The organism is Candidatus Xenohaliotis californiensis (assembly GCF_963930935.1).
GTDB classification, from domain to species: domain Bacteria; phylum Pseudomonadota; class Alphaproteobacteria; order Rickettsiales; family CAWVOK01; genus Xenohaliotis; species Xenohaliotis californiensis.
This window is the reverse complement of sequence record NZ_CAWVOK010000024.1, coordinates 18665-37801: the sequence shown is the minus strand read 5'-3', so window position 1 is coordinate 37801 and position 19137 is coordinate 18665. Positions and strand designations below refer to the sequence as shown.

At 30.5% G+C, this 19137-nt stretch carries 15 protein-coding genes and 2 tRNA genes; 4 read left to right on the top strand and 13 right to left on the bottom strand.

Features of this window, described 5'->3' with window-relative positions; genetic code table 11:
* Positions 1 to 176 precede the first annotated feature (176 nt).
* From AABI72_RS02770 to AABI72_RS02750, 5 genes are all read right to left on the bottom strand, one after another.
* Positions 177 to 1109 (bottom strand): hypothetical protein, encoded by a 933-nt coding sequence (locus tag AABI72_RS02770; RefSeq protein ID WP_338364179.1) that lies wholly within the window; start codon positions 1107 to 1109, stop codon positions 177 to 179.
* Between the two features lie 15 nt (positions 1110 to 1124).
* A complete protein-coding gene (locus AABI72_RS02765) occupies positions 1125 to 2222 on the bottom strand; it encodes a hypothetical protein (RefSeq protein ID WP_338364178.1) in 1098 nt (365 codons plus the stop codon).
* 897 nt (positions 2223 to 3119) lie between these two features.
* Positions 3120 to 3196, bottom strand: a tRNA-Met gene (locus tag AABI72_RS02760).
* Positions 3197 to 4305: 1109 nt separating this feature from the next.
* Positions 4306 to 4377, bottom strand: a tRNA-Ala gene (locus AABI72_RS02755).
* Between the two features lie 1463 nt (positions 4378 to 5840).
* Complete coding sequence (locus AABI72_RS02750) at positions 5841 to 7073, bottom strand: CCA tRNA nucleotidyltransferase (protein ID WP_338364177.1); 1233 nt, start codon at positions 7071 to 7073, stop codon at positions 5841 to 5843.
* Between the two features lie 126 nt (positions 7074 to 7199).
* On the opposite strand from AABI72_RS02750, the gene yajC reads away from it, so the two are divergent.
* Together yajC and AABI72_RS02740 are read left to right on the top strand one after the other, a co-directional pair.
* Complete coding sequence (gene yajC / locus AABI72_RS02745) at positions 7200 to 7532, top strand: preprotein translocase subunit YajC (protein ID WP_338364176.1); 333 nt, start codon at positions 7200 to 7202, stop codon at positions 7530 to 7532.
* A gap of 75 nt (positions 7533 to 7607) precedes the next feature.
* The gene (locus tag AABI72_RS02740; RefSeq protein WP_338364175.1) at positions 7608 to 9392 is read left to right on the top strand and encodes a hypothetical protein; all 1785 of its coding nucleotides are present in this window, start codon (positions 7608 to 7610) and stop codon (positions 9390 to 9392) included.
* Here AABI72_RS02740 and AABI72_RS02735 read toward each other — a convergent pair.
* The gene (locus AABI72_RS02735; protein ID WP_338364192.1) at positions 9379 to 10422 is read right to left on the bottom strand and encodes a rod shape-determining protein; all 1044 of its coding nucleotides are present in this window, start codon (positions 10420 to 10422) and stop codon (positions 9379 to 9381) included. The two genes, AABI72_RS02740 and AABI72_RS02735, sit on opposite strands and share 14 nt — an antisense overlap.
* Positions 10423 to 11051: 629 nt before the next feature.
* Here AABI72_RS02735 and AABI72_RS02730 point away from each other — a divergent pair.
* Positions 11052 to 11945 (top strand): RNA polymerase factor sigma-32, encoded by an 894-nt coding sequence (locus AABI72_RS02730; protein WP_338364174.1) that lies wholly within the window; start codon positions 11052 to 11054, stop codon positions 11943 to 11945.
* 7 nt (positions 11946 to 11952) lie between these two features.
* Here the strand turns inward: AABI72_RS02730 and AABI72_RS02725 are convergent, their stop codons facing one another.
* Positions 11953 to 12312, bottom strand: coding sequence for a hypothetical protein (locus AABI72_RS02725; protein WP_338364173.1), 360 nt, complete (start codon positions 12310 to 12312; stop codon positions 11953 to 11955).
* Between the two features lie 144 nt (positions 12313 to 12456).
* Between AABI72_RS02725 and AABI72_RS02720 the strand changes: the two genes are divergently transcribed.
* The gene (locus tag AABI72_RS02720) at positions 12457 to 12852 is read left to right on the top strand and encodes a response regulator (protein WP_338364172.1); all 396 of its coding nucleotides are present in this window, start codon (positions 12457 to 12459) and stop codon (positions 12850 to 12852) included.
* A gap of 3 nt (positions 12853 to 12855) precedes the next feature.
* Here the strand turns inward: AABI72_RS02720 and frr are convergent, their stop codons facing one another.
* From frr to AABI72_RS02690, 6 genes are all read right to left on the bottom strand, one after another.
* Positions 12856 to 13410, bottom strand: a complete 555-nt coding sequence (gene frr / locus AABI72_RS02715; RefSeq protein WP_338364170.1) for a ribosome recycling factor — start codon at positions 13408 to 13410, stop codon at positions 12856 to 12858.
* Positions 13411 to 13420: 10 nt separating this feature from the next.
* Positions 13421 to 14140, bottom strand: a complete 720-nt coding sequence (gene pyrH, locus AABI72_RS02710; RefSeq protein WP_338364168.1) for a UMP kinase — start codon at positions 14138 to 14140, stop codon at positions 13421 to 13423.
* A 5-nt stretch (positions 14141 to 14145) separates the two neighbouring features.
* On the bottom strand, positions 14146 to 15015 hold the full coding sequence (tsf, locus tag AABI72_RS02705; protein ID WP_338364166.1) for a translation elongation factor Ts: 870 nt from the start codon (positions 15013 to 15015) through the stop codon (positions 14146 to 14148).
* A gap of 22 nt (positions 15016 to 15037) precedes the next feature.
* On the bottom strand, positions 15038 to 15865 hold the full coding sequence (rpsB, locus tag AABI72_RS02700) for a 30S ribosomal protein S2 (protein ID WP_338364164.1): 828 nt from the start codon (positions 15863 to 15865) through the stop codon (positions 15038 to 15040).
* Between the two features lie 141 nt (positions 15866 to 16006).
* Positions 16007 to 17164 carry a radical SAM family heme chaperone HemW gene (hemW, locus tag AABI72_RS02695; protein ID WP_338364162.1) on the bottom strand — a complete coding sequence of 386 codons (1158 nt, stop codon included), beginning with the start codon at positions 17162 to 17164 and terminating at the stop codon, positions 16007 to 16009.
* Between the two features lie 7 nt (positions 17165 to 17171).
* Positions 17172 to 19109 carry a lytic transglycosylase domain-containing protein gene (locus AABI72_RS02690; protein WP_338364160.1) on the bottom strand — a complete coding sequence of 646 codons (1938 nt, stop codon included), beginning with the start codon at positions 19107 to 19109 and terminating at the stop codon, positions 17172 to 17174.
* Between the last annotated feature and the right edge of the window lie 28 nt (positions 19110 to 19137).

Here is a 19137-nt window from a genome sequence, read left to right as displayed (position 1 = left end):
ACAAACACTAAAACACACTTAACATAAATCTAGCAGCGATATTTAAACACTTCCTTAATTATACTACCATCTTCAATAAGCATTGCTATAATTTAATTTAAATCAACCATTGAAATTATTAGTCTAATAAATACTCACTATTTGTGGCAAAACAATGCAATAATTTACTAAGCTAATTAACCACTTCTTCTATCTATATCACTTCTAACATTGCTTGAAATAACATCTCCATCATTAATATATGGCAAAATATCATTATCCAAACTAGCACTCTTCTTCGCTTGCTGGCTTTTGTTAATGCTTGGGCTCAAATTATGTGCAGTAATACTTGGTATTGACCCTAATTCACTTGCCTTTGCTTCTAATACAGCAGTTCTTTCATGAATTTCTTTGTCATTATTGTTCCCTGACTTAACAAACAATGACCCTATTCCTAAAAGAGAAGTTGGCAATGCTAAACATGCAGCAGCAGATGCTATGGTGATAGAAATTGGCAATGCTGGCAATGTAATCATATGCAGTGCAAGCAATACTACTGCAGCAACAAAACCAGCAAACAAAACACCAGCAACAAAGAACATACCATGACCAATAGCCTGTTTACTGCTTAACATTCTCTGCATTAAAATGTTCTTATCATCTTTATCAGTAGCCAAAGCATGCATAATGCCATTTATTGATTTCTCATTATGCAACATCCTACTTGGTATATAAAAAGATACATCATATGTTTTAACACCATCTATGTACTTCTCACAACAACTCACTTCAGCATTTTGCATCATAGAATGATGATTTCTTGCATTATAATTCTCTGCAAGAAGAAATTTTTCAAGCTTACGTAACTTTTCTAAATGATTTACTTCTAAATCCATTGTATTAATAGTAATCTTGCTATACTCATTATCATCACCTTTATTAGAATTAACATATTTAAATGGTATGTCAGTCACAGCATTAAAAAAATTTGCAGCAGATATTGTTTTATATTTACCTTGAAGAAAATGATGCCAAAATACTGGATTGTATTTTCCTATTTTTCTTCTATTTCGTAAGTTAAACCTGAAATCAACATTTGCTAAACTTAAGTATCTATTTTCTAATGGCATAAAGAACCTATAAAACTATTTTTTGTTAAGCTTGCTTTGTTCATAAGCTGCATTTTGCATACTAAGTTCATCTGAACTAACAGCATTGCTCGACACAGTTAAATCTTTATCACGATTTGCACTATCTACTTCTCTGTTAAATTTATTCTGTACCAACCTAGTGCATACTTTATCTACCGTGGTATTTTGCAATCTATTATGATTTAAATTATCATTAACTTTATCCAATTTTGTTATATCATTATTCTCATTAGTTTTAACTTGTGCACTTTTACCCAAACCAGATTTTAACAATGCAATTGATCCTATTGAAAGACCTAGACATAATAAAGCTGGTAGTCCAAAAATCAATAAAAATGTTGATGCTGCACTTGCTGCTGCACTTGCAGCACCAATGGACACTGCTAAAAGAGAGCCCATTGCCACTGTGCCAGGAACAAAAATGCCAATTCCAACACCACCAGCCACTACTTTAACTGCTTTATTTCCTCTAAATGGTTCTTTTACATTCTTGATATTTGAAACTGCCATATTTTTTACTTTTTGGTCAGTAGATGCAGCATACATAATTCTATTTTTTGCAGCAATATCTGAGAGAATATCAGGTGCTATTTGGAAAGTTATTACATTGTCTCTATGATTTTCTATAGATGAAAAATAATCACCTATATTTCTAGTCCCATTCTCGGCCAATAAAATTTTTTCAAAAAAACTCAATGATGCAATTTGCTTGGGATTAAGGATGTTGAGATCTATATCAACAACTGATTGGTCTCTATAATTTGGATTTATCATATTGATCAAAGGAATGCCTGTATACAGATGTATCATAGTTGCTGCATCATAATAATTTGGCACACCATTCCCCAAACATCTAGGTATTTGATTCTTCCAATATTGCGCTGAATAAGCATCTTGCTGATAGCCTTGTGTTGGATAGGCACCTTGCTGATAGCCTTGTGTTGGATAGGTACCTTGCTGATAGCCTTGTGTTGGATAGGCGCCTTGCTGATAGCCTTGTGTTGGATAGGCGCCTTGCTGATATTCTGGTGGTATTCTAGTCACAGCATACCATGCCAATGACTGTTGCATTCTAAAAATTACAGATATCATTATCGCCTCTTTAAGATATTAAAACTCCTATTTCAAGAATTAATATTTTATTATAAATAATTTAATTATTATTTAATATAAAAATAACTGTTTACTATACTAACACAATGTATCTAAAAATTAATTGTGCAATATACTTTAACTTTCTCTTCTTTGATCAAGAAAACATTTTCATATGTAAACATTCTATTATTAGAATTAAATTAATACTAATAGCTCTGCCACATCTTTATCTTAATATTTACAACCTTTTAACAATAGTAACAAAATATCTCAATCTTTCTTGCATTAAATGCATGTCAACAATAAACTTTATTACTTTGAACTTTCTTTTAATGTTATTATCATAATATAATCAACAAATTAATAACTTTTTAGTCTAAGCCATTACAACTCTATTATATCTGCCTAATATTAAAATGGAGTGTTATATGCCCCAATAAACTATTCCATTAAAACTTAACAATTCCTTATTTTAATATATTATTTTTCATTGTTTTTGCCATTCTCTCTTAAAACTTTAAAATATTAGTACTTAATTACAACATTAACCTCATGAAAATACACTTTATCTCTCCAAATCTGTAAAAATCTAAAAACAATGATAAAAGATATGAATTTTCAAAAATTTCTTTAATGGATTGTTGTCAATTTTGAAGTGCAGAACATTTATACATTAGAGGTATCAAAAAACCTCAACTTTATAATCTAAATGCCCATTTGCAAAAAACCAGTAGGTTTTATATGAATAAAAGTATTCTACAGCTATAAGATAATTTTTGTAAAAATAATGAACTACATCTATAAAAATATAATCTATGTACAAGTAATACAAAAACTGAAGCTTATGTATAAAATTATCTCTAAATATCTTTAATACAATTCATTATAAGCTAATGGTTGCGGGAGTAGGATTTGAACCTACGACCTTCAGATTATGAGCCTGACGAGCTACCGGACTGCTCTATCCCGCATAAAAAATATAGATAAAAACAGTTCATTTGTCAACCAAATCATGCAAGACACTATAAACAAATTTAAATAGCATTAATGTAATAAATAAATTATAGCTAATATAATTAAAATGCTATTAGCTAACATACAAATATACACAACCTTAACTAAAAATAACTATTTAAACTATTTTGCAATGCTAACAGCACCTTTTCTTGGCAAAACAATCTCTTAGCTTTAGCATCATACATATAGCTATTGCCCCAAATGATAACATCAATGTCTTTTCCAACAAAAATTAAGCTATTTTTAATTCTCCAACTCCTAAAAATAATATTTTAATTACTTAATGACAAAAACATTTTTAGTTAAAATTTACTCAACAATTAAATATATACAAAACTAATAATTAGCTTTGTTGCTATTTTTCTTATCTTTTTTCTCTTTAATCTATTTTTAACTTTTTTTGTAATTTATGCTAATACATTCATCAATATATTTCTTACACTTATACTATTTTCAACATATTCTTCTAATGATAAATTATTCATATAAACTCCTACTTTGAGCATTTTATATTTATCTTCTATAGCACAATTCCCTTGCTTTCATATTAGCTGTTGATAGAAAGTCAAATTTGTATATAGCTACTACAAATATTTTATTTTATAATAAAAATTTCTTATCTTGTAGAATCATCTTAAAATTTTTACAAAACTCATAGAATACAATCTTTGCAAAAAATAACATGTTTTTATTAGGTAATTAATTTTTAATTATTTAAAACTTTAATATATATCAAAAACCTTTGCATTTATTCTTAACAGTTTAGCATTATCCAACTCAAACTAAATATTTAAATTTCTTAAAATATACAGCAAAACTTCTATTTTCTAAAATATTTGCATATTTTCAAAAAACATTTAAACAATCAACCCATATCTGAACAATCCAGTTTAAGAAAATAAAATTAATATTTTTAACACTAAATTTATTTAAAAATTAATAAAATATACTAACTATTTATTGTAAAAATACAGCTACAAAGTTAACAATATGTTTGTAATTGTTAGTAATGATACTTTTGGCTAATGAAATATTAAAGTAAAGTATAAATCATTTATAAAGGTGGAGGCAGGGAGAGTCGAACTCCCGACCCTCTGCGTGCAAGGCAGATGCTCTACCACTGAGCTATGCCCCCTTATTTTCTATAGTGCAAATAATACCAAGAATTACAACAACAGTCAAGCTTACTGCCTTTTGTAACAAAACTTACAATATTTTAAATTAACATTAAATATCTGGACAACTAGTTCTTTTGCTAATGCTAATTGTAAAAAGATAGAGTACAATATTGATGTGTGCATAAAGCTAACATAGAACATCTCAGCTAAAAATTATTTCCTCTTAAATGAATCTATATCTAAGCAATCCAATTTAAAAATACAAAATTAATATTTTTAGTGCTCTATTTATTTAAAAATTGACAGGATAGATTATTTACTACACAGGTATAGCTCAAAGTTAATAATATGTTTGCAGTTGTAGTATAAATATTTTTTAGCTAGTTTAATAATCAAAATAAACAATTAATATCTGTAAGAGCTATAGATCTTATAAAAAATTCAATGAAAAAATAATCCACTATTCAAAATCTCAAATCAATTACTTTTAGCAAAATTTCACAATATAATCAAATCATGCAACTTATGTCACAAACAACTAGAAAATTCTAATTTAGAATAAAATAAGCCCCAATCAGAGATTAAAAATGTGCTTATAGCAAATTACATACACTTAATCATAAACACTAAAAATATATAGCTATATCAAAATCAATTAGAAAATAAGCTCCATAAACCAAAATTATAGAAAAAATTACAAACCTAAAGCAAATACTGCACACAAGTAAAACATTAATTATGCATAAAACAATAAATAATGAAAATAAAATTATACCTAGACTCTTGAAATCGTAACCCAATAAAAACACTATAATGTAGTTGATAGATGAAAACTAAATCAAAAAATAAATTAATCCAGCAAACACATTGTATAATCAAAAGCCACTAATACAGCATAAATTTTAATTAAATATAACAAAATTAACAAAACACAAACCATAATATAAACAAAAATCTTGTTTTTATGGTAATGATGCTTATTTTTAAAACTTTTGATTATAGTTCATTAACTAAAAATAACCAATATTGACTTAAGTTCAATCATCAATCCTGATAAAATCACAATAATCACTAATGTAGTCGAGCTTTATTTAAAAAATAATTGTTAATAGAAAAACCATGATTAATGTGAGATCATTAGTAAAAATTATTTATCCTATAATATATTGATAACAAACCCAGCCGCATACAGAGACAACATTATGCATCTCTAGTTAATTTTACAGGCTGTTTTAGCAAAGCACAAAATGCTTTATTTTCAAACAGTATAAATGATATACAGACATTCTTCCTTTTGCATAAACCCAACACAATCATACATTGAAAAACAATTATGATAGTTAATATTAATACTATTAGTTAGGAGTTATTAATAATATATCAAATATAAAAATATTAATCTTTAAATCAAGTGACTGTAGATCATTGATAAAAATTTCCTCAATGAATTCATTGCCAATTCATCAACTAGAGTCTATGATCAACAACTTAAATCATCTGCATATTTAACTGCAACATCTAATAGTCTATCCTTATCTAGACTATAAGCACTATCCTCCCAAACATCCCAACATTTTTCCATACATAAACCAATAAACTTACCATGCAAACCAATCTTAAGCAAATCATTACCAGATATTGGTATTTGTGGAATAATCTCTGTTTCAGCTCTGGCTATAATATGATAAACAATATCTTTAGCATTAATAAAATTTCTAATGCTGCAAACTATATCAACCACACATGCCATCTTAATCAAATTAATATATCTATCCCTGCCCATTTTTCTAATCATTCTTCTCAGATTATCTGATAAAACATCTAAGCTATAAAGCTCAACATTATCTAATAAAAAAGATACCATGCTCTTTTCTTTATTTGACATTTTCCATCTACTAAAAAGTGGCATCCTGTTAATATTATTCTCCTTAAGCAATAATGCTAATTTCAGTAATGCATAATCTTTATTGCTCTCAAATCCCATTTTTTCAGCCATATTCAACCACACCAATGATGATGAATTTGATAAAAAAACATATGAAAACACATCGCAACTAACCATCAAAGCAAATCCAATGCTGGCATTTTTTAGAGCTAAAATTCTCATTGTTTCTAAACAAATCCGCTCACCTGAAAGCTTATTTATATTTTCTGCAGCACATCTTATAGCAAATTTTATACCATCATCTAATGGCTGTGAACAAAATCTAGAATAAAAACGAAAAGCACGCAAAATACGCAAATAATCCTCAGCAATTCTAATGGCTGGATTGCCAACAAAGCACAATCGCCCATTTTTCAAGTCCTGTCTACCGCCAAAATAATCATAAATATTTCCAACACTGTCAATATACATAGCATTAAAAGTAAAATCACGCCTTCTGGCATCTTCCTTCCAATCATTGGTAAACTCTATATTTGCCCACCTACCATCACAATTAATATCTCTACGTAAAGTAGTTATTTCATAACCAGAGCCATTTATAATCAAAGTGATTGTACCATGCTTAAGTCCCGTAGGAACAACTTTTATACCACAAGAGGTAAAAACCTTCATAACATCATTAGGCTCAAGGGTTGTGGCAAAATCTATATCATGTGCCCTCCTAGATAAAATATGATCTCTGACACAACCACCTACTAATCTTATCTCACCATTAACATTATCCATAATCTTAAAGATCTTTTTAATAGATGCATCAGCTAAAATCATTATTTACACAAATATAATTTCTCTCATGGCTTTTAGTATATAATATTGATAGCATGTTGTGAATTATTGTAGCAATGAAATGCTTATGCTATAATTAATATTAATTATATTTTTTATATAAAACAAATGCTTACCCTAATATCTACAGTATCAGCAACTACAAGCCTACCAGAAAAAGCCTCAGTAATATCTAATGGCATCAGTAAATCAAGCCTAAATATTATTCCATTATTAGTAATAATGGCTATATTTTATTTTTTAGTATTAAATCCACAGCAAAAACGCTCTAAAGAGCATAAACAAATGTTAAATACACTAAAAAATGGCGATAAAATCATAACCAATGGCGGTATTATTGGCACTATTACAAGCATAGAAGAAACAAATGCTATGTGCATTGCAACTGCCTCTGATACTATAATCCAAATTACTAAAGAAGCAGTGCTTAAAAAAATATAGTTATTCAAAGTATTGCACTTTAACAAATAAATGTGTAAAACTATAGTAATATTTATATAATATGCTTATTTCACTATGGGATTATCATGGCTAGATCAATACTTACAACAATGCCACTACTATAACCCTCATGGAAACAACCTCTATGACAAAATTGGCAACCCACTGTTTTTATCACAAAACATACTTAGTTCAGATGGCAATCCATTAGAACAATGGAGCTATACAATAGAACAAATATCACCTAGGCAACTACAAGAGCTATATCCAGATATGCAGAAAAAACCTGGTGATGTTCTTTCTCTTGATATTCATGGATTTGGCAAATATTACCTATCAATAATTAAAATCTCAAATACCAATCAGCCATTATGCAATAACAATGGTCACTTTGTATATCAGATGTTCTTAAATCCACACCTAACAAAGCCAAGTTATAATCAATACTATTGGGAAAAATACAAAAAATATTCAGATGACATAAACTCTTATGGTGCAGCATGTGTGTATATACAAAAATCCAAAAAACAACAAGGAGTGCACTATTCAATACCAAGCTCAACCACAAAAATCAATCTACATAGACCAGATGATAGAGAGCTATTTAATCACAGAGTGGCTAGGGCAATAAAAATACCCTATTGTGAGCCACCTTTTATTAGCCCAATATCACCACCAATAACTATTGAATACAATGAGTTTGATATTTTTGCTTGGTTCAACAGAGTATTATATTTCATATTCAGCACACAAGAAACTATTATCAAACTTATTGGCCTGGTATGTAGTGTTATATTTGGTACTATTGGCAGTATTATACAACAGGCAGCTCAAGCTATAAACTCTATTATTAATGCCAAAATAACATCACTGATAAAAGATAAAAAAAAAGCAGTAACAATCCTTGCAAGATGCATACATTATATCACACACCCAGCAATAGCTGCATTATATATAGTTGGGCTTAGTATATCATACACAGGGCACTTAGCACAATCTTGTGCTAATTTCTTTGCGTCTATACTATCATTTCCTACATACTATTATCGTGCTGGTGGCATAGATACAAGAATCAAAATCATATGCAGTCAAATATATTGTATATTCACCGGTATATTTGCTATATTTGTTCTATTGCCAATATGGATTGGTGATGTATTTGCCAACAATTTCAGCTTTCATAATATGCACAGAACACTGGCAACAAAACCAAGCACAATCTCAGCAGTCACTGCCAAATTATTTTATGCAATATCAGTAATAATGCAAGGAATTCTAGAGTTAACTGGTGGCATAGCAGATATTGAAACACATCATCATAATATTGCCATTATTGATGGATTTTTCAGCAGATATTTCAGCATAATTAGCAATCATCTAGGCTCATGGCTAAAAATAATTACTGCAACTGCAAAAGATATGAAGGCAAACTTCTATACTAATGAGGATGGTTCAATTACAAGAAAAACTACAGAAATAAACAATACACTAATGAACGTAAACCATAGAGAACCCAGTTTTACAGCTTGGTATAAACCATTAGGCAATTCATTATCAAGCACTGTTAAAGATCTAGTGAATTTCAATGTTATACCAGCAGATTCTATCAAAAAACCAAACACAGATAAATCAGAAGAAAATATACGAGAAAATGAACATTCTGACTCTGACTTAAAAGATATAATGGAAAAAATGTCAAAAAATCCAGATCAACAACAACCAGAAATTAGTGATATGCAATCAAGCAGCAATAAACAGCCTGATAAAGCAGAATATAATCCAGAAACTGCAATGAAGAAAACATCAATGATGCCAAACAATCTAGCAGAAGAACAAGATAAATCAACTATTCCTGCCTAAAAAGAGCATATCTAAATTTATCCATGCACTCTAAAACCTTGCCAGTTCCATATGCAACACAACATAAAGGATCATTTGAAATAAAAACTGGCAAACCAGTAGCATTGCTAATAACTTTATCTATATTAGACAATAATGCCCCACCACCAGACAATGCAATTCCACGCTCTACAATATCTGCAGCTAGCTCAGGTGGAACACTTTCCAATGCATTTTTAACAGCAGTAACCACTTGAGATACTGGTTCAATCAAACTTTCAACAATCTGACGCTCTGATAAATCCATTTCTTTTGGCACACCTTGTATTAAATCTCTACCCTTGATTGTCATAACCTTACCATCACCTGATTGTGGTGGCAAAGCAGTTCCTATTTGTTTTTTTATACGCTCTGCCGTTGCTTCACCAATAGCTAAATTATAATGCCTTCTAATATATGAAAGTATAGATTCATCGATCAAATCACCACCAACTCTTATTGATCTAGAATACACAATCCCACCCAAGGAAAGTATTGCAACTTCTGTTGTACCACCCCCCACATCAACTATCATAGATCCAGTTGGTTCTGTTACTGGCAATCCTGCACCAATTGCTGCAGCCATTGGCTCTTCTATCAAAAATACTTCACGTGCCCCAGCACTCTCAGCAGCATCTTGTATAGCACGTCTTTCCACTGGAGTTGATCCTGATGGCACACAAACAACTATTATTGGACCAAGGATGTATTTTCTATTATTAGCAACAGAAATAAAATGTCTAATCATCTCGCCAGCTGCCTTAAAATCTGCTATAACGCCATCTTTCATAGGTCTTATGGCTTCTATATCAGCTGGTGTTTTGCCAAGCATTAATTTTGCATCAGCGCCAAAAAATGATGGTGTCAAAGTATTTGTCTTTCTATCACGTGCAAATGCAATAACAGATGGCTCATTTAAAATAACACCCATACCTTCACAATAAACCAAAGTATTAGCAGTACCAAGGTCAACAGCTAAATTTTTAGGAAGCAAACTACATTTATCAGCAATGCCTCTTAACACATCTTTTAATGCCCAAACCACAATGAACCAACACTTACAATATATTTATTATTCTATACAAAACACACATACATGGTCAACAAGATAAAGTGCTATTATAGTAACTAAAATATCAAATTAAATTAATACAATTTTGCACTATCACAAAAATATTTTTATTATCTTAATAAAGATATAGTATTTTTATTAAAAATCAATATATAAATAATTAACATTTTAATATAAAATAAATATCCTATTACTACATCACTGTTATATTTATAAATTAACGCTTCAATAATTCCACAAAGACTAACAAAGACTGAACCAATTTCAACACATTGCAAAATTTGATAACCATAAATCTAACATACAAATACACACTTTTGTGGATAGCAATCAATAGGTAAGCATGAAATCAATTAAACAATTATTTATCAGACCTAATACTTATTCACAGTAATTAAACAAACTATTCACACAACAATACACACTTTTGTGGATAATTAATGTACTAAATATTTATAAAACTATTACAAAAAAAACTAATAATGCATCCTATCAATTCAGCATTAGTTGATAATATATTATTTTCATGGTATATTATTTTTAATTATATCTATAAAATTATTAATATAATGAGTTCATTTGCTATTCTTGCTCCACAAGATTCAGTTCTGTCAAAATATATTAGAACAATAAATGCAATACCAATTTTGGATAAGAATACTGAACAAATTTTAGCAATTAATTGGTTTGAAAAAAAATGCATAAAATCAGCACATAATCTTATCAAAAGCCACTTAAAATTAGTAGTAAAAATAGCTAGAAGTTTTAGCTTCTGTGGTTTGCCAATAATGGACTTAATATCAGAAGGTAATCTGGGATTGATGATGGCAATAAAAAAATTTAACCCATATAAAGGTTTTAGGTTGTCAACATATGCCATGTGGTGGATTAAAGCTTCAATATATAAGTACATTATTGAATCATGGTCACTCGTAAAAATAGGCACCACCTTAACACAAAAAAAATTGTTTTATAACTTGTCTAAAATCAAAAACAAAATTCTAGATAAACCAAACAATCTTAACCATGGATTAAATAATGATGATGTAAAAATCATATCAAAAAAAATTGGTGCATCATCTTTGATAGATGTAAAGTCTACTATAAATCGCCTAGCTAATCCAGATCAGTCAATAAATATACAAATTAATAATGATAGTGGACTAGAAGTTGCAGATATTCTGCATGATACAGCAAAAAATCAAGAAGAATTATATATAGAAGAAGAAGAAATGATTCACAAAAAAAAGCTTTTAAATCAAGCAATATTATGCCTAAATGCACGTGAGAAAAATATATTATTGAGCAGACATTTAGCAAGCCAACCTGTAACATTAAGTGAGCTTGCTAAAAAATATTCAATCTCATGTGAACGGGTTAGACAAATAGAAAGTGCTACTATAAAAAAAATTAAAACAATGCTGCAAAAATCAACAAATTCTCTAGACATAATAACAAATTAAAATAAATTTAACCAATACCATGACCACTATCAGCTTGATAATGTTGGTTTCCAGCATGGTACTGAGTAAAAGATTTGTGATTATCGCTAGTTATATCAATATCCTTCATACCTGCAGTAGCCACAAAGCCACCAACAACAGGTGTATCAATTCCAGTTGTTATTGCAATACTATCACCAGGTGCTGCCTTCTTAATATCATTGCCAAAAATAGATGGTAAAGGAACATTTGGATCAAGTCCTGTTATATATCTTGCAGCACCAGTCTTAAACACCTCTGCTTCTAGTATTTTAAGAGCATTAAACAGCTCGGTATTATTACCAGCATCATTAGCTCTTCTACTTGGATCATTTGCATGTTCTGACATAAAAATATCTTACTAATTGTTAAATAAATTAATAATAATATTATTATATTAATTTTTAATTTAAATATATAGTAAACATATCCTTGCTCTTGCCTTAAAGTTAAAAAGTGTTATTTTAAATATTATTCACAATTATATATTACAATGACAAACAAAAGGCATGAAAAAATCATTATTGTAGAGGATAATGAGCTAAATATGAAGCTATTCACTGACATTTTATTACACTGTGGATTTGAAATAGAGGCAATCAATGATGGAAATAATGTTATTGGAGCAATAAAAAAATATAAGCCACATCTTATACTTATGGATATTCAGCTAGGTGGAATCTCTGGATTGGATCTTATAAAAAAAATAAAAAATACATCTTCAATGAATCACATACCAATTATAGCAATCACAGCCTTTGCTATGCGTCATGATGAGGAAAAAATAATGGAAAGCGGTTGTGAATCATACCTCACAAAACCAATTGCAATAAATACACTCATAAATGAAGTAGAAAAATATGTACTTAAAACATCCTTGGCACCATAATTATTACTTGATCACAATGATCTCTGCTTCTTTTTTTGCAAAAATACTATCTACATCCTTGTTATACTTTGCAACAACACTATCTATCTCTGTTGTAGTCTTATGCAAAGCATCCTTAGAGACACTGTCAATGTTCTTTAGCATATCAACATGATTTCTGCGTATACTGCGAAGTGCAATTCTACAACGTTCAGTACACTTAGCTACAGCTCTAACCATCTCTTGGCGTCTTTCATGATTTAATGGTGGTACATTTATTCGCAACACATTGCCCTCAATAATTGGCGCCAAACCTAAATCAGATGCTAATATAGCTTTTTGTACTGCATCAACATTATCTAAATCCCAAACTTGCACAACCAAAACACGGGAATCTTGCACAGAAACACTTGCAACTTGTGTTATGGGCATATTATTACCATACACTTTCACCATAACTGAATCCAAGAGAGATATAGTAACATATCCAGTCCTTATGCCAGCAATCTCTTTTTTATAATTCACAATAGAGACCTCTAAAGCTTTTTTTAAAAGTGGTATAATGTCTAATATTTCCATTTGCACCTGCCTAATTTTTTATCAAAGTGTATAAACCATTGCCATTAATAACATTAAGTATTTCATCTAATTTACAAACCATAATAGGAATATTATTATCTTTTGCCAATGCTATTGCTGCTGCATCCATAACTTTTAAATTTTTTGAAAGAAGTTCATCATAAGATACTTTTTTAAAACGCTCAGCATTAGAGTTCTTCTTTGGATCAGATGAGTAAACCCCATCAACTTGCGTAGCCTTTATTAAAATATTACAATCAGTCTCTATAGCACGCAATACAGCAGCTGTATCAGTAGAAAAAAATGGATTACCAGTGCCAGCTGCAAAAATAACAATCCTCTTTTTTTCCATATGACGTACAGCACGTCTTTTAATATATGGCTCACATACTGCAGTTATTGGTATAGAAGACAAAACTCTACATACAATATTGCTCTTCTCTATTGCATTTTGCAAAGCCAGTGCATTAATTATGGTAGCTATCATTCCCATATAATCAGCAGTTGTTCTAACAAATCCTACTGATGACAACTCTGATCCACGTAGTATATTTCCACCACCTATCACAAGACAAATTTCAATATCCATTTTATATAAAATTGAAATATCACTAGCTATTCTTGCAATTTTATCATTATCCAAGCCAAATCCTACTTTACCAGCCAAAGCTTCACCAGAAACTTTAATTAAGACTCTATTTGGCTTCTCCTGCATGGTAAAAAAATCCATTAATACTACTTCTCACCAACTTTGTAAAATTTATAAGCAATAATCTTTGGATGCACATCATGATCTTTGGCATACTGCATTAATAAATCGGAAATACTCAATGAATTATTGGCACAGTATGCTTGTTTCAACAACACAGATTCTTGATAAAATTTATTCAATCTACCTTCAACAATCTTTTCTACAATATTCTCTGGCTTACCTGAGGCTATTGCTTGCTCACGGACAACACTACACTCTCTTTCTACTATCATAGGATCCAATTGATCAATATCAATTGCAAGTGGTGCAGTGGCCACCACATGCATTGCTATTTTATGGCCAAGCATTTTTAAATCCTCGTTAACACCACTATTGGACTCAATAGCAACCAAAGCAGCCATCCTTCCTGCCACAGATCCAGCATGCACATAGGAAGAGATCACTCCACTATTTATGCTCAGTGTATCAATCTTATTTAATGCAATATTTTCACCCATAACAAATGCTGTTTCTTTGATCTCTTCAGCAAGAGTATTGTTAGATTCAAGATATTTAACAGCCAATAGCTCATTCTTATCTTTATCTAAATTCTCTGTGGCCATTTTAGCTATATTGCAAGCCAGTTGGCTAAACTTAACATTCATAGCAACAAAATCAGTCTCTGAACTAAGCAATATTATAGATGCCACATTTTCATCTTTATATATAGCTACTATACCTTCATTAGTCTCACTGTCAGCTCTCTTGTTTGTCTTATTTAACCCTTTAATACGTAAAAGCCTCTTAGCCTCTTCAATGTCACCATCTGCTTCTTTAAGAGCTAATTTACAATCCATAATCCCAACACCAGTTAGTCTGCGCAATGTCTGAATTTCTTTAATACTTATTGACATAATCTATACTCCTATTTTTTTGCTATTTCTCATTCTGATTCATTGTGCTTATTTTGGAATCCTTAGGTTCCTTTTTAGTAAGCACTTGATTAGATTTTGACAGATTATCATCATTTATTGCAACCTCTTTCTCTAATTCTGCTGCCTTACTCATGGCAACAGAATCTTTAATTCCATCAACAATTGAATTTGCAGCCAACCTGCAATATAACTTAATTGCCCTCATTGAATCATCATTGCCAGGTATTGGATAGTTAACCAAACGAGGATCAGCATTTGTGTCTAAAATAGCCACAATTGGTATACCAATCTTAGATGCTTCTTTTATTGCCAAACTCTCACGAACAGCATCAATAACAAAAATCATATCAGGCAAACGACCTAAATCTATTATGCCACCAAAATACTCTTCCATCTTATTGAGCTTACGTTGCATTTGCATAAGTTCTTTTTTAACAAGATTACAATCTGGATCTTGCAGTGTAGCTCTCATCTTTTCCATATTCTTTATTGTTAAAGATATAGTACTCCAATTAGTAAACAAACCACCCAACCATCTTTTTGTTATGTAATATTGACCACAACGCTTAGCCTCATCTTTCACCACACCAGAGGCTTGATATTTGGTGGCAACAAACAAAATTCTACCACCTTTTGATACACAATTATGCATAGCTTCCAGTGCACTATGTAACAAACCAAAAGATTTTTTAAGATCTATTATATGCACAGTATTCATCTCACCATAAATATATGGTGTCATCAAAGGATTCCGAAACATTGTTTTATGACCCATATGTACAGATGCATTAAACAACTCACGCATAGTAAATTGTGGTACCTGACCCATTAATTCCCCAAATTTTTCAAAAAATTAAACAATAATATAATTTAGATAATATACATAATAAAAGATATTTTTCAAGTTTTTATTGCTTAAAACATTAGGAATAAGAGATAAACAGAACCCTAATCTGATATTTTCATATATTCAAATTATAATATATTCTGTTATATAGTCTGTAAGCAGTCTGCTATTTTCTGCAACACTAATTGCACAGCCATCAAAATTTATAAAATTTGTAGACTGCAAAAGCTCTAATCTAGGCATATTAACAAAGTCATCAATTTTACCACCCACTTTAATATTAAAATCTTGAAAATTAAAACCTGAATTAATACGCATATTCATTGCTACAAATTCTATTGCACGTTCTTTAATACTTAAAGCACTACTCACAGTATGATTATTGTTATTAATGCAGCATGCAGCATCAAGCCACTTGCTTGGACTAGATATTGACAAAGTAGAATAAACATTACCATTTTTCTTAATACGCCCAGCAGCACCTGGGCCTATGCCCAAATATTCACCATATGTCCAATAGTTCAAATTATGCACACACTTCATTCCATACCGCGAATAATTTGAAACCTCATAGTGCTCAAAACCCTTACTTTCCAGAAAACATTTCGTAGTATAATACATAACTGCACTCTGCTCATCCATCTTGGGTTTCATTCTACCTAAAAGCATTTCCTTGTAAAACTTAGTACCAGAATCAAAGCTAAGCTGGTATAAAGATAAATGCCCAGCAACAAAATTCATAGCCATACTAAGATCAGCAAGCCATTCTACCATTTCCTGATCTGGAAGTGCATAGATCAAATCAAATGAATAATTTTCAAAAATATCTGATACAATCTCAATCATTTTTACTGCCTGTTCCACATCATGATTTCTTCCAAGCAATGACAGGGAATTATCATTAAATGACTGCACTCCTAAAGATACTCTATTAATGCCAGCCAATCTAAAGTCAAACATATTATTCAAATCAGCTGTTGATGGATTAGCTTCTAGTGTAATTTCAACATTTTTATTAAAATTAACATAGTTGGTAAGACTATCCAAAAAACTACCTATAATTCTTGGTTCTGCAAGACTTGGTGTACCGCCACCAAAAAAAACAGACTGAAGATTTTTGCCATTTAATAAATCTTTGTAACGCTTAAGCTCGGTACTATATGCTAAAATCCACTTATCTGAGTCAATATTTTTAGACACATAGCTATTAAATGAACAATAAGGACATTTACTTGCACAGAATGGCCAATGAACATAAATAGATATGTTATCCAATGACATAATATCTTCACTTCAAGTCATTCAATAAATGCATAGTCAGTAGACTAATCTTTTTATTGTTGTTTGCTAAATACTTATACATTTGTACACTTTCCAAAATACGCTGCACATAATTTCTTGTCTCGTTAAAAGGTATGGATTCAATCCAATCAACACGTTCATCAATGCTTAAGTTAGATAAACCACCCATATTAGATACCCATCTATTGGCTTGAAATGGACCTGCATTATATGATGACAATGCTAATACCAAAGAATTTTTATTTTTTTTCAATAAATCTATTATATAAAAGCTACCCAAATTCATATTATACTCAGGGTCAAAAAGCATTTTTTTGTTATATGCTACACCAGCCTTTACAGCTAGCTCTTCTGCTGTTTTGGGCATTATCTGCATTAATCCCAAAGCACCAACTCTACTTAATGCCATTTTATCAAATCCACTCTCCTGTCTAATTATAGCCATCTTAATTATATCATTGCAACTCTGCATCTTTTCCCTTTCACCCATGGTTGGATACATGGCATGAGGCAAAAAAACACCTCTACCATCAGCCTTACGTGCTGCTGCTAAAACAACATCAGGGCTATTAAAATTCATAATCTGCCTAATAGCAAGTATAATCTCACCTTTGCTTCTTGCCATATCCATAGAAACACTAGCCAAACTTGTTGCAAGCTTAAATTGACCAGCATTCAATGCTATATATGTGTATTTATTAAAAATATTTTCATAATATTTCTGATAATCAGCTTCATCTATTGAATATTTAGGCATAGATAAAACAACTTTATTTTTAAGCTTTAAAATAGAGAGTTGCCCATAAAATGTATGAAAATATTTACCTGCATTAGAATAATATAAATTAGCTTTAGAACGTTGACCTATGGCATCATAAGATCGCCCTAACCAGTAATTTGCCCTAGCTACACTAATTGGCTTTCTTACATATTTATGTAGGGTTGTAAAATGTTTTATTGCCAAATTAGAATTATTTAGAAAACGCAATGCAATCCAGCCAGCCAACCACTCTGCATCAAAAAAATCAACACCTGAGCTAAGATTATGATTTGCTGCAAGCTTATATGCCTTGTCATAAACACTTTTATCAGCAATCTTAGACTTGCCAGCATTAAGATAAATAAAATCTCTTGCATAATATCTTTTTAAATGCCAAAATTTTTCAGCATATGCTGTGCTTGGCTTAATTGATAAAAGCATATCCACATTACCCTTGTGTTGAGCGCGACCTCTTTGATAAACAATTAAATCATATACCAGCCCAGGCTCATTAATTAAACCTTTGGGAATTTTTTTCACAGAAGATACTGCTGATTTCTTACCAAGTTTTAAGGCTATTCGACTTTCTATAACCTGTCTATAATAAATTGGTACATGCTTTACTAAACGAAGTGCTGCATTATAAGCACCACTTTGCAACATATGATCAGCCCTATTAATGTGATCATCTTTGCTTAACAGTGTAGCATACTTGCTTAAAAATCTATCTTCTTGAGTCTTGGAAAACTTAGTTTTTACCCATGTTTTCACAATAAGCTTCTTTTGATAGCCAAGTTTATCTCTACCATCACTTATTTCTTTAATCAGTCTATCAACATCATCTACCTTATCAATTTTGGTATTTTCAATAAAATTGACTTTTGATGAAATCTTCTTTTTATTGAAAAAAGATATCTTGCTAAGATCATAGTTGTTGTGATTATATGCATAATAAGCAGTCTCTATAAGAGAGACCATATCCTTATCTTTAATTTTTTTTGTATAGCGAATAGCCAAATCTTTTTTGCCATCTTCTATCAAAAATATTGATTTCTTAAACATAAAAAGTTCTCTTTTGCTAAACGACCATTTATTATAATTCTCAGCAATAGTATAAAATGGCAGCAAGCTAATCAAAAAAAACAAATAAAATATTTTTTGCATTAACATTATAAATCAAGTCTATACCAAT

What these genes read in the sequence shown, in the direction of transcription:
- AABI72_RS02740 (WP_338364175.1), top strand. Translation starts at nt 7,608, where the DNA reads ATGGGATTATCATGGCTAGATCAATACTTACAACAATGCCACTACTAT.
- hemW (WP_338364162.1), bottom strand. Translation starts at nt 17,164, where the DNA reads ATGTCATTGGATAACATATCTATTTATGTTCATTGGCCATTCTGTGCA.
- AABI72_RS02750 (WP_338364177.1), bottom strand. Translation starts at nt 7,073, where the DNA reads ATGATTTTAGCTGATGCATCTATTAAAAAGATCTTTAAGATTATGGAT.
- AABI72_RS02725 (WP_338364173.1), bottom strand. Translation starts at nt 12,312, where the DNA reads ATGTCAGAACATGCAAATGATCCAAGTAGAAGAGCTAATGATGCTGGT.
- yajC (WP_338364176.1), top strand. Translation starts at nt 7,200, where the DNA reads ATGCTTACCCTAATATCTACAGTATCAGCAACTACAAGCCTACCAGAA.
- tsf (WP_338364166.1), bottom strand. Translation starts at nt 15,015, where the DNA reads ATGTCAATAAGTATTAAAGAAATTCAGACATTGCGCAGACTAACTGGT.
- AABI72_RS02765 (WP_338364178.1), bottom strand. Translation starts at nt 2,222, where the DNA reads ATGATATCTGTAATTTTTAGAATGCAACAGTCATTGGCATGGTATGCT.
- AABI72_RS02720 (WP_338364172.1), top strand. Translation starts at nt 12,457, where the DNA reads ATGACAAACAAAAGGCATGAAAAAATCATTATTGTAGAGGATAATGAG.
- rpsB (WP_338364164.1), bottom strand. Translation starts at nt 15,865, where the DNA reads ATGGGTCAGGTACCACAATTTACTATGCGTGAGTTGTTTAATGCATCT.
- pyrH (WP_338364168.1), bottom strand. Translation starts at nt 14,140, where the DNA reads ATGGATTTTTTTACCATGCAGGAGAAGCCAAATAGAGTCTTAATTAAA.
- AABI72_RS02770 (WP_338364179.1), bottom strand. Translation starts at nt 1,109, where the DNA reads ATGCCATTAGAAAATAGATACTTAAGTTTAGCAAATGTTGATTTCAGG.
- AABI72_RS02730 (WP_338364174.1), top strand. Translation starts at nt 11,052, where the DNA reads ATGAGTTCATTTGCTATTCTTGCTCCACAAGATTCAGTTCTGTCAAAA.
- frr (WP_338364170.1), bottom strand. Translation starts at nt 13,410, where the DNA reads ATGGAAATATTAGACATTATACCACTTTTAAAAAAAGCTTTAGAGGTC.
- AABI72_RS02690 (WP_338364160.1), bottom strand. Translation starts at nt 19,109, where the DNA reads ATGCAAAAAATATTTTATTTGTTTTTTTTGATTAGCTTGCTGCCATTT.